Source organism: Arcticibacter tournemirensis, assembly GCF_006716645.1.
GTDB lineage: Bacteria > Bacteroidota > Bacteroidia > Sphingobacteriales > Sphingobacteriaceae > Arcticibacter > Arcticibacter tournemirensis.
Genome location: NZ_VFPL01000001.1, coordinates 3267499 through 3281955, shown reverse-complemented (window position 1 = coordinate 3281955; position 14457 = coordinate 3267499). Strand labels below are relative to the sequence as shown.

At 40.3% G+C, this 14457-nt stretch carries 12 protein-coding genes; 9 read left to right on the top strand and 3 right to left on the bottom strand.

Translation table 11 applies throughout. The annotated features are described in order from the left end of the window. Positions 1-365 precede the first annotated feature (365 nt). The 6 genes from BDE36_RS13835 (at position 366) to BDE36_RS13810 (ending at position 8141) form a co-directional block, all read left to right on the top strand. Complete coding sequence (locus tag BDE36_RS13835; RefSeq protein ID WP_141815342.1) at positions 366-1046, top strand: TolC family protein; 681 nt, start codon at positions 366-368, stop codon at positions 1044-1046. Next, entirely contained in the window at positions 1047-3227 is a 2181-nt protein-coding gene (locus BDE36_RS13830; RefSeq protein WP_141815341.1) for an exopolysaccharide transport family protein, read from the top strand. Then, positions 3224-4408 carry a glycosyltransferase gene (locus BDE36_RS13825; RefSeq protein ID WP_141815340.1) on the top strand — a complete coding sequence of 395 codons (1185 nt, stop codon included), beginning with the start codon at positions 3224-3226 and terminating at the stop codon, positions 4406-4408. The genes BDE36_RS13830 and BDE36_RS13825 overlap by 4 nt, the downstream gene beginning before the upstream one ends. Positions 4409-4558: 150 nt before the next feature. Next, positions 4559-6067, top strand: coding sequence for an O-antigen ligase family protein (locus tag BDE36_RS13820; RefSeq protein ID WP_141815339.1), 1509 nt, complete (start codon positions 4559-4561; stop codon positions 6065-6067). A gap of 5 nt (positions 6068-6072) precedes the next feature. Then, positions 6073-7248, top strand: coding sequence for an acyltransferase family protein (locus BDE36_RS13815; RefSeq protein ID WP_141815338.1), 1176 nt, complete (start codon positions 6073-6075; stop codon positions 7246-7248). Positions 7249-7280: 32 nt separating this feature from the next. Then, positions 7281-8141: a glycosyltransferase family 2 protein gene (locus BDE36_RS13810; RefSeq protein ID WP_141815337.1), complete on the top strand. Its 861-nt coding sequence runs from the start codon at positions 7281-7283 to the stop codon at positions 8139-8141. 1 nt (position 8142) lies between these two features. Here BDE36_RS13810 and BDE36_RS13805 read toward each other — a convergent pair whose 3' ends face one another. After that, the gene (locus BDE36_RS13805; RefSeq protein WP_141815336.1) at positions 8143-9336 is read right to left on the bottom strand and encodes a glycosyltransferase; all 1194 of its coding nucleotides are present in this window, start codon (positions 9334-9336) and stop codon (positions 8143-8145) included. Beyond that, positions 9333-10121, bottom strand: a complete 789-nt coding sequence (locus BDE36_RS13800) for a glycosyltransferase (protein WP_141815335.1) — start codon at positions 10119-10121, stop codon at positions 9333-9335. The genes BDE36_RS13805 and BDE36_RS13800 overlap by 4 nt, the downstream gene beginning before the upstream one ends. 112 nt (positions 10122-10233) lie before the next feature. On the opposite strand from BDE36_RS13800, the gene BDE36_RS13795 reads away from it, so the two are divergent. Then, positions 10234-11130: a glycosyltransferase family 8 protein gene (locus tag BDE36_RS13795; protein WP_141815334.1), complete on the top strand. Its 897-nt coding sequence runs from the start codon at positions 10234-10236 to the stop codon at positions 11128-11130. Here the strand turns inward: BDE36_RS13795 and BDE36_RS13790 are convergent. Beyond that, complete coding sequence (locus tag BDE36_RS13790) at positions 11120-12016, bottom strand: glycosyltransferase family 8 protein (RefSeq protein ID WP_141815333.1); 897 nt, start codon at positions 12014-12016, stop codon at positions 11120-11122. The two genes, BDE36_RS13795 and BDE36_RS13790, sit on opposite strands and share 11 nt — an antisense overlap. A 143-nt stretch (positions 12017-12159) precedes the next feature. Between BDE36_RS13790 and BDE36_RS13785 the strand changes: the two genes are divergently transcribed. Continuing rightward, positions 12160-12978 carry a polysaccharide pyruvyl transferase family protein gene (locus BDE36_RS13785; protein WP_141815332.1) on the top strand — a complete coding sequence of 273 codons (819 nt, stop codon included), beginning with the start codon at positions 12160-12162 and terminating at the stop codon, positions 12976-12978. A gap of 5 nt (positions 12979-12983) precedes the next feature. Further along, positions 12984-14444 carry a lipopolysaccharide biosynthesis protein gene (locus tag BDE36_RS13780; RefSeq protein ID WP_141815331.1) on the top strand — a complete coding sequence of 487 codons (1461 nt, stop codon included), beginning with the start codon at positions 12984-12986 and terminating at the stop codon, positions 14442-14444. Positions 14445-14457 lie beyond the last annotated feature (13 nt).

Below are 14457 nucleotides of genomic sequence, written 5' to 3'. Positions count from 1 at the left end.
ATTCTTCTGATAGCATAAATATAACATCGTGCATGAAAATACAAGGAAAGAGAAATAAAAAACAAACGTGTAAATGCTTCTCTTTATGTGTAACAATTTCCCCGCTCTTTTATTTTAATTATTTTATGAAAGTTGCCTCTAGCCAATGACATTTAACAAGAGTGGCCCGACTGTTATTGTTCCTCCCAATCTGCTTTAAAAATTAATTTTTGGTATGGTAATCGTATCAATTTCTAAATTCGTGGGGACATATACGTTCAGAACGTATATTTGAAACTTATCAGCACTAAAAACAGTATAAAGCTGACGAAATCAACTAATACATTCACTATTTATCGCAAGGATCCAAACGGGACAAACGTCTTATGAATATTAAAAGATTAGTAATACCATTGCTATTTATGTCGATGGTTTTTTCTAGTGCACGCGCTCAGGAAACTATAATGAACGATCTCTCTTATCTATACATGGAGAAGCTGGTGGCTGTAGCGAAGGCTAATTATCCCAGAGTGCAGTCCTTTAATCACCGGATAGAAATTGCGAAAAGTAATGTTGCCAGCCAGAAGCTTTCATGGCTTGATCCCATTGGTTTTTCTTATGTGGCCCGTTCGAACAGAAACACCGTTGATATAATTGACCCGGCAATTTTAACAGGCTACCAGTTTGGTATATCGATTAATCCTGGTTCTTTTCTTAGAAAGCCCGGGGCTATAAAAGCCGCTAAAGAAGAATTAAAAATTTCGCTGCTTGAGCAAAAGGAATATGAATTACAATTAGAATCTGAAGTTAAACGACGTTATTTAATTTATCTTCAGAGTTTGAATAACCTGAGACTGCAGACTAAAATGGTGATGGACGCTGAAAGTGTTTTTAAAGATCTTCGGATTCGCTATGAAAAAAACGAAATTACCTTTCAGGAATACACAAATGCATCGATGTCAATAAGCTCGGCCTACCAGGGAAAAATATCAGCGGAAACCGCGTTAATATCAGCGAAAACATCTCTTGAAGAATTACTTGTAAAGAAACTGGAAGAAATAAAATAAATGGAAGAAATAGCTAAATTTCTCCGGTTACTAAAAAAACACCGGCTTACGTTAATCATAATACCATTAATAGCTGTAATTATTACTTATTTTTTGGTTCGTAACCTTCCAGATTCTTACACATCTCAGGCAAGGATCTCTACCGGGATAGTGGACGATACTCAGCAATCGGAACTCATTGACGGTCTTGCCCCCAGGGGCCAGCAAGTTAACCAGGAATTCAGCAATCTCATGGAGATGATGCGGTTGAAGAAGATGATCGACCAGGTTTCCTATAAATTGATCCTTCATGACTTCACGGAAAAGCCATTTCGCAACTATAGTAAATGGATGAGGGAACTTCCCGAAAGCAGTAAAAAACACGCCCTGCAGGTTTACCGTTATAAATACGATCGTTTTGAAGGGCTAAACCTGTGGGATAAAGATCAGAATGGTCTGTATAGGCTCCTGCAGTCGATGAACTACGACAGTCAGGCAATATTAGGCAAATTAAAGGTCAGCAGGGCTGGCGACAGTGATTTTATTAATGTTGAATTTGAATCCGAGAACCCAGAGCTATCTGCATTTGTTGTCAATACCCTGTCTTCTGAATTCATAAAATATTACACTGTCTTGGTCAAGACCAATCAAAGACGAGCAACCAAATTTCTCGCCAATTTATTGAAAGAAAAAAAACGTGATCTTGACAGCGCTGTAGATTCTTTAAGAGATTACAAAATAAGGAACAGGGTACTCAATTTAGATGAGCAGTCGAGCCAGCTCTATTCGCAGATTGTTGATTATTCTAACAGAAAACAGGATATATTTAAATCAATAGCTTCCTATACCGGTGCTCTTAATGAAATCGACAGAAAGTTTGAGCCTAACGAAAGACGATACCTCGAATCTGTTTATACTAAATTGAATCAAAATATTCTCTCTACCAGAGAAGAACTGCGGGGACTTTATGATTTATATATTCAAAATGATTTTGATCCTCAGTACAAAAACTCTATTGATTCATTGCAAAACATTATGTCGGCACAGATAAGCCGTACCAATGACCTTTACATCACTAATCCCTTAGCGGCGAAGCAGGAACTGGTACAGCAAAAAATGAATCTCGAAATTCAGCTGGATCTTTCGCGCTATAGCATGAATACGATTGAAACGCAGTTGCGAAATCTAAATTCGCAGTTTGATCAGCTCGTTCCTCATGAAGCGGTGGTACAAGCTCTTGAGCGCGATGCTGAAGTAGCCAGCCAGGAGTATCTGAACGTATTAAACAGATATAATCAGAGCAATATGGAAGCTGGGCTTTCCGTCAAACTCAATCTTGTTCAAACGGCTATGCCGGGCATGGCGCAGCCGTCGAAGAAGATGCTGCTCGTTATACTGAGTGGTATTCTTACACTTGTTTTTTACCTTGTAATTCTATTTGTCCTGTTTTTTATCGACAATTCCATCCTTTCGGCGAGGGACTTAGCCAATAGAACTCAAATCCCTGTACTAGGCCGTTTAATGTCATTCAGAGGGCCGGATATTGACCTTAAAAATATATGGGAGCAACCTGAGAAAAATAAATATGCCCGGGATTTTAAAGAAAGCTTGAGGTCGATAAGGTTTGAAATAGAGAAGGATTTAAAAGGCCGCATCGTTTCAGTATCCAGTATATCACCATCTGAAGGAAAAACATTACTGGCACTCAGCCTTTCTTACGCTTTTAAAATGACAAACAAAAGGGTGCTTCTTATTGATGGAAATTTTCAGAATCCAAATATCAGCAGGTCGACAAAGGCGGGTATTTATCTTGAAGATTATTTTGAGGGAAGTGCCGAATTCGACGAAATCATACCCGAATCCTCCGTTACAGTGCTTGCTAACAGAGGCGGAGATAGTTCTGTTCTGGAGATTGCTGACGATACCACTATTTTGAAACGATTCAGCCAGCTTCGGGATAAGTTTGACCTGATAATTATAGAAACACCTTCGCTTAGCGCAGGCAACCAGGCAAAAGAATGGTTGAGTTTTACGGATGCAATCGTTGCTGTCTTTGAAGCAGGACAAAGTATAACGGATTCTAAAAAGCCTTATATAGAGTATTTCAAGAACCATGATGAAAAGCTTATGGGCTGGGTGCTTAACAAGGTGCAAACAGAGCAAGCTAAAGGAAAAATAGGTGCAGAGACAGTAGCGGCATGAGTTATCTAAATGTTATATGGTATATTTTGCAGCTACTGATTGGTTACAATCTGGTGCTTCCATTATTACTGTATTTGTTATGGATTATTTTTATCAAACAAAGAAGTAAGGCCGGACGCCCCTCCTCTCTGTCGTCCCCGGATTACGCAATCATTGTAACGGCATACGAACAAACAGATTCGTTACCTGCAGTCGTTCAGTCGATTCTTAATTTAAACTACAGCAGGTATGTGATATACATCGTAGCTGATAAATGTGATGTTTCGACCCTGCATTTCAGCGATGAAAGGATCGTGCTTTTACGTCCGCCCGAAACACTTGCCAGCAATGTTCGTTCGCACTTCTATGCCATCAATCACTTTGTAAGACACCATGAGCGTCTGGCGATTGTAGACAGCGACAATCTGGTGGAACCAGAATTTCTGAACCGCCTGAATGAATATTTTGAAAGAGGGTTTGAGGCTGTTCAAGGAACCAGAGAGGCGAAGAACCTTGATACCGTCTACTCATGTCTCGATGCTGCAAGAGATATCTATTATCATTTTTACGACGGTAAAATCCTCTTTCAACTTGGATCTTCAGCGACCCTTGCAGGTTCAGGCATGGCTTTTACAACTGACTTGTATAAGGAATGCCTGGGAAAATCAGATATATCAGGTGCCGGATTTGATAAAGTGCTCCAAAAAGAGATTGTCGCACGAAATAAAAGGATAGCGTTTGCCGCGGATGCCGTGGTTTATGATGAAAAAACGTCGCGTACCGAGCAGTTAATTAATCAGAGATCCCGCTGGATCAATACCTGGTTCCGGTATTTCAAGTATGGTTTCCACCTGACATTCGAAGGTGTGAAGAATCGCAGTTTGAACCAGGCGCTCTTTGGGGTTATTCTGCTGCGCCCCCCGCTGTTTATTTTTATTCTCTTATCGCTTGTTTGTTTGGTGATTAACATAGTATTTAACCCAATACTCTCGGTTATATGGCTTATCGCCATAGCAATCTTTATACTCGGTTTTATAATTTCCTTAAGATCTTCACATACCGACAGAAAGATATATAAATCGTTGGCGGGCATACCAAAATTTGTCTTTCTCCAGGTCATTTCATTATTTAAAGCGAAGAATGCCAATAAACGTTCTGTAGCAACTGTACACTATACTACTAACAGACCGATGAATCCATAGAACTTTCAGCATGAGGACAAATCCGAAGCAGAGAAAACCGACAACTGGTCAGAGTGAGAATGAGAAGATCGAAAAGATCGGCAGATTTACAGCTATTGTATTTTGCTTCTTTGCAGCGTATTATTTCTTTATAAAGCTCCTGTTTTTATAATGGATAATTTTAAAATTAATATATCTCCTCCGGAAAGGAAAAATACGTCAAACTGGCTTTATACCTTCCTGCGCAAAACATTCATTACCGATAAATTAGCCAACCCTGCAGGAATTACGTTTTTAATTATCTTTAGCCTGCTTTTCGCGTTAATTATTTATCGCCAGGGAGCAGAAACGGGAATACTGCTAGCTGTTGTAATTACTGGAGTTCCAGCGATCTATGGCCTGGTGGCATACCCTAAAGTGGGGACGGTAATCGTAATGATAGCTGCCTATTTTATTATGTGGATAGCGGCGATGGGCGTGGATTTTCCGCTAGGTACAATAATGGACGGCCTGGAAGCTTTACTTATCCTCGGCTTTTTCATCAGTCAGAAGAATAAACCTAACTGGTCGGTTTTTAAAAACCCGATTGCTTATATTATTCTGATTTGGATAAGCTACAATATTATTCAGATAGCTAATCCTACAGCAAGGTCAATACTCCCCTGGATATATACTATCCGCTCGGTAGCTGCTGTTATGCTTATGTATTTTGTATTCACGAACAGCATAAATACCGTATCATTCATCCGTTTTATTTTAAAGTTATGGATTGCCCTTTCGGTGTTTGCAGCCCTATACGCATTAAAACAAGAGTATATCGGTTTTTTCCCCTTTGAGGAACGAGGGCTGTCTGATCCGCGCGTTAAGTCCCTGCTATTTATTAACGGACACTGGCGAAAAGCCTCTATTTTTTCCGACCCCGTCGCCTTTTCATATAATATGGTTGCAACCAGTCTGTTATGCATTAGTATGCTTTTCGGTCCGGTATCAAAACACAAAAAAATAGTATTAGGAATCCTCACTATTCTCTTCATGGTTGCCATGCTTACTTCAGGAACAAGAGGAGCCTATGTACTGGTCCCTGCTGCACTTGTTCTTTTGCTTATTTTAAATTTTAATGCGACGATTCTTAAATTCAGTATCGTTGCCGGAGTCTTGTTTGCAGCTCTGGTCTTTACACCAACTTCGAGTCCCAGTATCCGGCGTTTTCAGTCGGCTTTCAGGCCATCTGACGATGCGTCATTTAATGTCAGGAAAATAACTCAGAAAAGGATTCAACCCTTTATACAATCGCATCCAATCGGAGCGGGCTTGGGCGTATTGAGCAACACGGGAAAGCGGATGGTACCTAACAATATCTTACGAGGCTTTGCCCCCGACAGTGGCTACGTACGTGTTGCGGGAGAATTGGGATGGGTAGGCTTGCTTTTATTCTGCACACTATTCTTCGTTTCCCTAAAAACGGGCATCAGCAATTATTATAAGATGAAAGACCCCGAACTTAAGAATTATTGCCTCGCGATGATCCTCATTGTCTTTGCATTCCTTGTTGGCAGTTATCCGCAGGAAGCGATTGTACAATTCCCATCAAGCGTTTATTTCTGCTTGTTCCTGGCATTGATAACGGTGACATTTAAATTAGATAGCGAAAAGCAGCATCATACAAAAAACTCAAAATAATCATAATGGATTGGTTTAACAGATTTCGACGGGATACGGGTACAAGAGCTTTCCTTCCAGAAATAGATGGTTTAAGGTTTATCGCTATTCTTAGTGTTTTTCTGTGCCATCTCAACGTTTTCTTTATTCAGAAAAATCCTGGCGGATATACGAGCTCATATCATGATTACCCCGTTTTAAATCTGGTAACATCCAATGGTGCCTACGGCGTATACTTGTTCTTTGTAATTAGCGGGTTTATCCTTTTTCTTCCTTTTGCAAGGTTCTATATAAATAACGAGCAGAAGCCTTCGCTGAAGAATTATTATCTTAAGAGACTATCGAGGATAGAACCCCCTTACTTCCTCGTAATGACAGGATTGTTCATTCTCCTGTTATTTGTGATGCATCAATCATCTTTTGCCAGGCTGTTTCCAAGTTTGTTATCTTCACTAACCTACACGCATAATATATTCTATGGCAGAGATACTTTACCACTTCTTAATTCGGTGGCGTGGAGCCTGGAAGTAGAAGTTCAGTTTTATCTGATGGCACCTTTTATCGCCCGCTTGTTTTCTCTGAATAAAGTAAAACGAAGGGCAACCGTTGTCTCATTGATGTTATTCTTCATGGTGATAAAGCATATCTGGGTGCTTCCTTTTCTTTCCATTTACGATTATGCGCATTATTTTCTTGCCGGTTTTCTTCTTGCAGACTTTTTCGTGTCGGGGGATAGGATTTTTCATAGGGAGAATAAAACAGTTCCGGTTTTATTTGGCATTCTGATCTTTTCTGCCATCTGGTCGTTTAAAATAAGTAAGGGTGCCGTGCTGCCTCTCAAAGCCGGATGGGACTTTAGCCTTACTTTTATGATGTTTGTTTTTTCTTATCTTGTATTGTTTACTAGTTTCTGGAAGAGCCTGCTCAGTAAAAAGATCCTTACCACTATCGGAGGAATGTGCTATTCCATCTATTTACTTCATAATCCTATAATTTGGAGCATCGATAATCTGCCCTTTAGCAGAAAGTTTACCGATATTTATCTCGTCGATTGGTCAATTCATTTTTTGTTCATTTCGTTTCTCGTTCTGGCAATATCAGGGACCTTCTTTATTTTGATAGAGAAACCCTGCATGAATAGAAACTGGACTGCAAATGCAACCAGACGAATCAAAGGCATTTTTACTCAACAGGCAGCGTAACTATTTTTTAATTCCAACAACAGACAGATACTATGGCAATTTTTAATGTTCCATCGTGGGTAAGCAAAGTAAATCTTCCATACAGATCTTATAACGAGGTCCCCCAGGAAGTATTCGACTCTGTTAATGAGAAGTTAGACGAGGTGCAGAGTGACATGCCTCTCGTATCTGTTTTGATTGCGGCTTACAATGAAGAAGTCAATATAATCCGATGTTTATATTCACTGTCGCTAACCAATACCAAAATCCCTTTTGAGATCATTGTCATAAACAATAATTCATCAGATAACACTGAAAAGACATTGAGCCGGCTCCATGTCCAAAAGCTTTTTCAGGAAATACAGGGCTGTGGCCCTTCAAGGCAACTAGGTCAGGAACGGGCAAAAGGTAAATATATCCTGTTGGCGGATGCAGATTGCTTGTACCCTGAAGGCTATATAGATGAGATGATGAAAGTATTGCAAAAGCCGGGTGTAGCTTGTGTATATGGGCGTTATTCTTTTATACCCGAACCTGGTTATCCGCGGTGGCAGTTAAAGATGCTCGAAAAAATGAAAGATGTGATAGCGGGATTCCGTCATATCAACCGGCCTTACCTTAATGCTTACGGGATCAGTATGGGCTATATAAAGGAGTTTGGACTGAAAGCAGGGTATATCATGGTAAACGTAAGAGGTGATGATGGAAGACTTGCTTTTGACATGATGAAGTACGGAAAAATCAAGCAGGTGAAATCGGAGAAGGCCAGACCCTGGACCAGTCCCCGGACGCTCGACAGAGACGGAAGCTTTTTTAAGGCAATTACGAATAGAGTGATCCGGGAGTTCAAAAGGTCGTATAAGATGCTGTCCTCAGAAAAGCCTCACGACACAAAGACGTCGGCTAATGACTAGCTTAAGTTGTTTTTCCCCTGGCAGTTTCTATACACCACAATAGTTTTTTGGCTACTGCCTCCCAGCTGTAAGTTTTCGCAAACGCCATTCTGCTATTTCGAAGCTGATCATTGTCCTTTTCCATCGCATCGGTTATCGCCGAGATGTATTCGTCTGATGTTTTACAGAGATAGGTATGATCACTGAAAACTTCTTTCATTGTATTGGTTTCAGTAGCTACTACAGGCCTGCCCATTGCCAGATATTCCACTATTTTCAATGGGAAGTTACCGATGGTTATCTCGTTAACCAGTTGCGGATTGATGCAAACATCGAAGTATTTCACATAGGCCGGTACAATACTGGTATGCTTCTTCTCGATAAAAATAATATTGTCAAGAGCATGGAGCCGGCTCTTTCTGAAATTATCATCCTCCGCCCCAACAAACGCGAAAGTCCATTCTGGTTTTTGCTCTGCCAGAGATTCTATCAGTGAGATATCAATACGCATAGAATTCAGAGCGCCGACATAGCCAATCAGTGGCTTTTTTAAATCTTTCAGATCTTCTGGCTGCAGCCATTCTTTTTGGGGATCAAACACTTCAAGATCCGCCCCGTTTCCAATATAGAAACTGTTTTTGTTGTACTTAGCCGCTCTTTTAGTAAAGTCAAGCGAATTACAGACAACAGCATCGCTTTTTCGCATCAGCGCGGGCTCTATAGCAAAACCATGTTTCTTCCAGTAGTCGAACCCCAGAGTATAGTCGCGATCGAGATAAACATACATTTCGGGAGAAAGCAATTCCTTTAGATAGAAACTCCTGAACATATCCTTGTCGTTGACCAGAACGAACTGCTCAAACCCAATCTCCTGAATTGCTTTCCTGATGTCGGCGGCAAACCTTTTGTTATTAAGGTAATTAAACAATGAAAATATAAGGTTTCCGGGTATCCAGTTGATCGACTCGATTACTCTTGATGGGTTCAATACCCACAGATTATCGGCAGTCCGACTTAAACCTGCAGTCTTATTCCTGATAGCGGCAATGTGATCAAGCGTATATTGATCATTTTCGTTAAGCAGCAATGTTCGTCTGTCAACCGGAGGATTAACATAAAGCACCTTATGCTGTTTCGATAATTCCTTTGCCAGACTCGTTGAGGTTGACTCACGGTCGGTGTGAATGCGCTGCAGACTTACGAAAACAAAATTCATTCCTGGTGGCTTCCCTTATTAAATAAAATGTCAAAGTTATACCTAATCTGCCTGTAAAAGTTTCGTACAACTGAAATTAATGGCTTTTTACTAGTTGTCCAGCTCTTTCTTTTCATGGTACTCGGTTCGTCTGAATTATCCTGAACAAACAACTCGTTGTACTTGCCATAAAATAACCCCCTGCCCTTTCTCTGAATAAAGTTCAGACACATTCGGTACTCGGTTCGGTCGCCCTTGAGCCCTTCAGGGTAAGGACCAAATTTCTCATTGAAGCTGCTTCTCCTCAGGTGCGGGTGGTCACTATAGTAATAAATCTTCCTGTAGTTAGCGTACCATGGCTTTATTAGCATTTTATAAAATCCTGAATTGTAGTATTTTAAATAAGGATAACTACTGTAAGCATAGAAACGTACAATATCGATTCCTGGATCGCTATCCATAAATGATAAAGCGTCTTTGAACCGGGGCGGAAATTTTTCTGTGGGAATAAAGTCCTCCTGTACATATAATGTATAGGGAGTTTGCACCGCTGCCTGCCCCTTATTCAGATTATTACCTAGTCCCTTATTAACCTCCGAACGGATCAGCCGGAATGGTACAGCTGATTGAACCTTCCTGAGGTTTTCTATATGTTCTTCCTTACTCCCATCGTCCGATACGACTATATCTTCAAACCTGCAGTTTAATTTTTCAAAAGCATATAAAAGCCGCTCGAGTGAACCACTTCTGTTATAATGAGTAACCATCAAAGTTACCCCTTTAAATAAGTATGAATTTCCATCCATAAAGAGCCGGTATTATTATATAAATAAACGCTAATTAAAGTGACATAAGAAGCTGCAACGCTGACTTAGTATTTGGCAATATAAGATTTAAATTATATTTTCATCATTTCAAATGAACACTGACGAAAAAATAGTAATTGCGGTGGCTTCAGATAATCACTATCTGATAATGGTAGCCGCCTTGCTTAAATCTATTGAGGTAAATCACAAGTCCGGCGAACTGATCGAAGCCTGGATAATTGAAGACAATATACCCAGGAAGAGAAAAAAGAAACTTGAAGATTCTCTTGACCTGACCAGGATGCAGATTAAGTGGATCAACAATAAAGAGGTAATTCCATCTGGCATGCAACTGCCATCAGATCGTACCAGCTATCCGTTAAATATCTTCATGAGGATATTTATTCCACACTTCATTCCTGAGGGAACCAAAAAGGTTCTTTATCTGGATGTAGACATGGTGGTCAATACAGATATTTCCAAACTATGGTATACTGATATAGACAACTATGTGATGGCTGCGGCAACGGATTCTATTTGTGTATATATCAAAAATAACGTAAAGAACTATAAAGAACTCGGGCTACCCGGCGACTCAAAATACTTCAATTCTGGATTGCTTCTTATCAATATTAAAAAGTGGCTTGAAAAAGACGTCACCAGGAAAGTAATTCAGACGATCAATGAAAACAGGAAATACAGTTTTTTTGGCGATCAGTACGGCTTGAATGTGAACCTCGTGGATCAATGGTATGAGTTGGATCCTCTTTGGAATTACTATGCCAGCGGCGATCACCCCGCGCCTTATATCGTTCACTATTTTCACAGAAAGCCTTTCTATACCTCTTACTTTAACAACCCACACTATAAAGAGCTATTCTATAATTATTTGAATCAGACAAAGTGGAAGGGAACAAAACCTGTAGGCGAGTTAAGACGATATATTAAAAAGGGAATAAATATCATCGAAAAGATCCCGGTGTTTTTAAAGAATAAGTTCAACGCCTGAAAATCTGAAGCACACGCTTAGTGAGCCTGTTATAGATTTTTCTTATAATGCGATGATACTGCTTTATGGGTTTAAAATCTTTCCAGGCTGTAAACTGCAGATAATAAAAAAACTGGTCTTTATACTCTTCGTTGAGGTTGTATGAGTTGTAGATCGGCTTAATATCAATAAAGTGAATGATAAAAGGATCAGACTCATTCAAGGCCGAATAATTATTCCACCTGCTGTCCAGTTCTAACCAGTTATTAGCAAATACAACATTTAAACCATACTGGTCTGGAAAATTCGCATATCTTCTATTACTGTTAACGCAGTTAATGACCTCACTGGTGATATGCTGCTCCCTCCATTTTATCGGATTTATAAGCAATAGTCCCGAATTAAAGTATTTACTGTCAGGATCAATACCTAACTTCTTATAGTTTGAAATCCCTCCCCATGGGCTGCTCACCTTACCAGACCGGTCGGCAACGGCGGCAATAACATATTCGCCCATTTCCGTATGCCACAAAGCGGATATGTCCTTTTTTACAATCATATCCACGTCAAGATAAAGCACTTTTTTTGTGTCTGCTGGAATAAAATAGGGAATAAACAGGCGAACATATACGTTCAGCGGAAAAGAAGAACCATCTAAAGGTAAATCACTTTTTAAAGGAATTACTTCTTTCATTGCCAACCACTTAATCCTGAACATTTGCTGATTGACAGAGGCCAGGAGTTTTGATTTGGTTGAACTGGCAAGCGAATCCTCAATAATATATAATTCAATGCATTCAGCCGACAAATGATTCATCTCTATTGACTTGACTAAGGCAGCCAGCAAAACAGCAAAATGATTATCACATACGGTGACGATGACTATCGGATCATCCTTTTGATTCACTCTTTAATATTATTAGTAACAATTATTTAATCACTACAGTATAATGAATTAAATTGCATTCTACGCGCTGAATTTACAAACAACATGTATCATTGCATTAGTTTTTTAAACAGATAAAGGTACTAAATATTGTTACACACTGAATGAGCTTATTACATAAGGTTTTCAATAGAATCAGGCCGGAACGAAAAGACCGGGAGTATATGACCTATAATCATATCGATCTTTATTTCTGGTCGCCTCCCAGCGGCGGATTGAATTTCGGAGATCATTTATCAAAAATCATTGTGAATAAGGTACTTGCAGATCACAACTACATGCTTGAGGAGGAAGTGAAGCAAAGCAGGCGTTTACTTGCTCTTGGTTCTGTTCTGCATTTCGCCAAAGATAACGACGTGATCTGGGGAACAGGCGTAAACGGAAAGGTCGACCTCAGTGAACATACTTACTATCAGTTGGACGTGAGAGCTGTTAGGGGCCCTTTAACCCGCAATTTCTTACTTGAACGGGGAATAGAAGCACCGGCTGTCTACGGCGACCCAGCCCTTCTTATCCCCTCACTTTTTCCCGGCAGGTTTAAGCGTACAAGTAAGAAGGATTATGTAGTGGTGCCGAACCTCCATGACATGAGTATCGTACAAAATTCAAATGCCGAAAATATTGTTTCGCCCCTGAGCAGCTGGAACCGCTGTATATCAGATATATTAGAAGCCGATTTTGTAATTGCGAGTTCACTCCATGGTTTAATAATTGCCGAAGCTTATGGTATTCCAGCCCGTTATTTGCGTTTGTCAGAAACTGAAAATCTTTTTAAATACAATGACTACATGATGGGAACCGGAAGAGACGAAATAGAACCAGCAACGAGTCTTGCTGAAGCTTTAAAAATGGGAGGAATGAAGGCTCCCCTCTTTGACAGTCAAAAATTGTTAAACGCTTTTCCAACTGATCTCTGGGATTAACATACATGAAAGATAAGAATTTCAGGAAGGAAATGTATAAAGGGACCGTCTGGTCATTAGCGGATAATTTTATCAGGCAATTAATGACTTTTGGTATTTTTATAGTCCTTGCGAGACTGCTTGAGCCTGAGATCTTCGGTCTTCTGTCCGTGTCTATATTAATAGTCCAAATATTCAGAGTGGTGACGTACGACAGTATTGCCACGGCTATACTGCGAAAGGCGGATCCTTCAAACCTTGAATACAATACTGCATTCTGGAGTTGCATAGGTCTCTCCATTCCAGCGTTCGGATTGCTGTTTATATCGGCGGGTCTGATCGAACAGCTGAGCGGTACGAAGGGCCTGGCTGAAGTTGTGAGAGCAATGAGTATCATTATCCTTACTAGTGGACTTACACGAATACATGAGGTGTGGCTTACTCACAGGTTCAATTTCAGATCGCTTACCATTCGATCAACAGCGTCGACTGCAATGGGAGGTATTGCAGGAATAGCGATGGCGCTGAAAGGATACGGCGTATACAGCGTAGTAGGACAGCAGGTAATTGCCTCCTTTACAGAGCTCATACTTCTATGGTTTATTACGCCGTGGCGGCCGAAGGCTGAGTTTTCAAAAGGTTCATTCTATGAAATGGTATCCTACAGCAAGCATGTGGCGTTAACCAGCATTACCAATATGATTAACCAGAACAGCGACATCGCTTTTATCACCTATTATCTGGGGGCCGCGGCCACAGGAATATATACTACTGCCAAGCGGATACCCAACACCCTTAATTCTGTTTTGACCACATCCCTGGTAAGGGTATCACTTCCAGCATTCTCTAAGCTGCAGGATGATGACGAAAGCTTGCGCAGCACCTATCTTAGCTCAACAGCAGTTACCGCTCTGATAACCGCTCCTATTTTTACGGGGTTAGCCATCCTTTCGAAAGATATCACACTGCTGATGCTGGGGCCAAAATGGCTGGATGCCGTAATAATTATGCAGCTTGTTACTATTGTCGGTTTTCTGCCTTCTATAGGCCAGTACAATCAAAACATTATGCTGGTTAGAAATAAACCGCAATGGCAAGCTAAACTCAGAATAATTTATGCAGCAACCGACTTCGTATTCTTTTTTCTTTTTACAAGATATGGCCTGATTTATACCGCTGTTGCATTTACCGTCAGAGCTATAGGATTATACCCGCTTTCTGTTTGGTATGCAATCAGGCTAATCGGCGTCTCGTGGAAGGGCTATCTTAAAGCGCTGTTTCCTTCCTTGTTTTCAAGCGCCATAATGGCTTTGGTGCTAATAACTCTCGCTTTGTTAATGAGGAATATGAATATTTACTTCAGGGTCAGCACACTTATCGTAATGGGACTGATTAGCTACACTGCAGTATGCTATTTTGTAGTCCCTGCCTCATATCGGGAAACTGCAACTGCACTAATTCAAAGTAAGATCTTTAAAAGGAAGTAACATAAATCACATT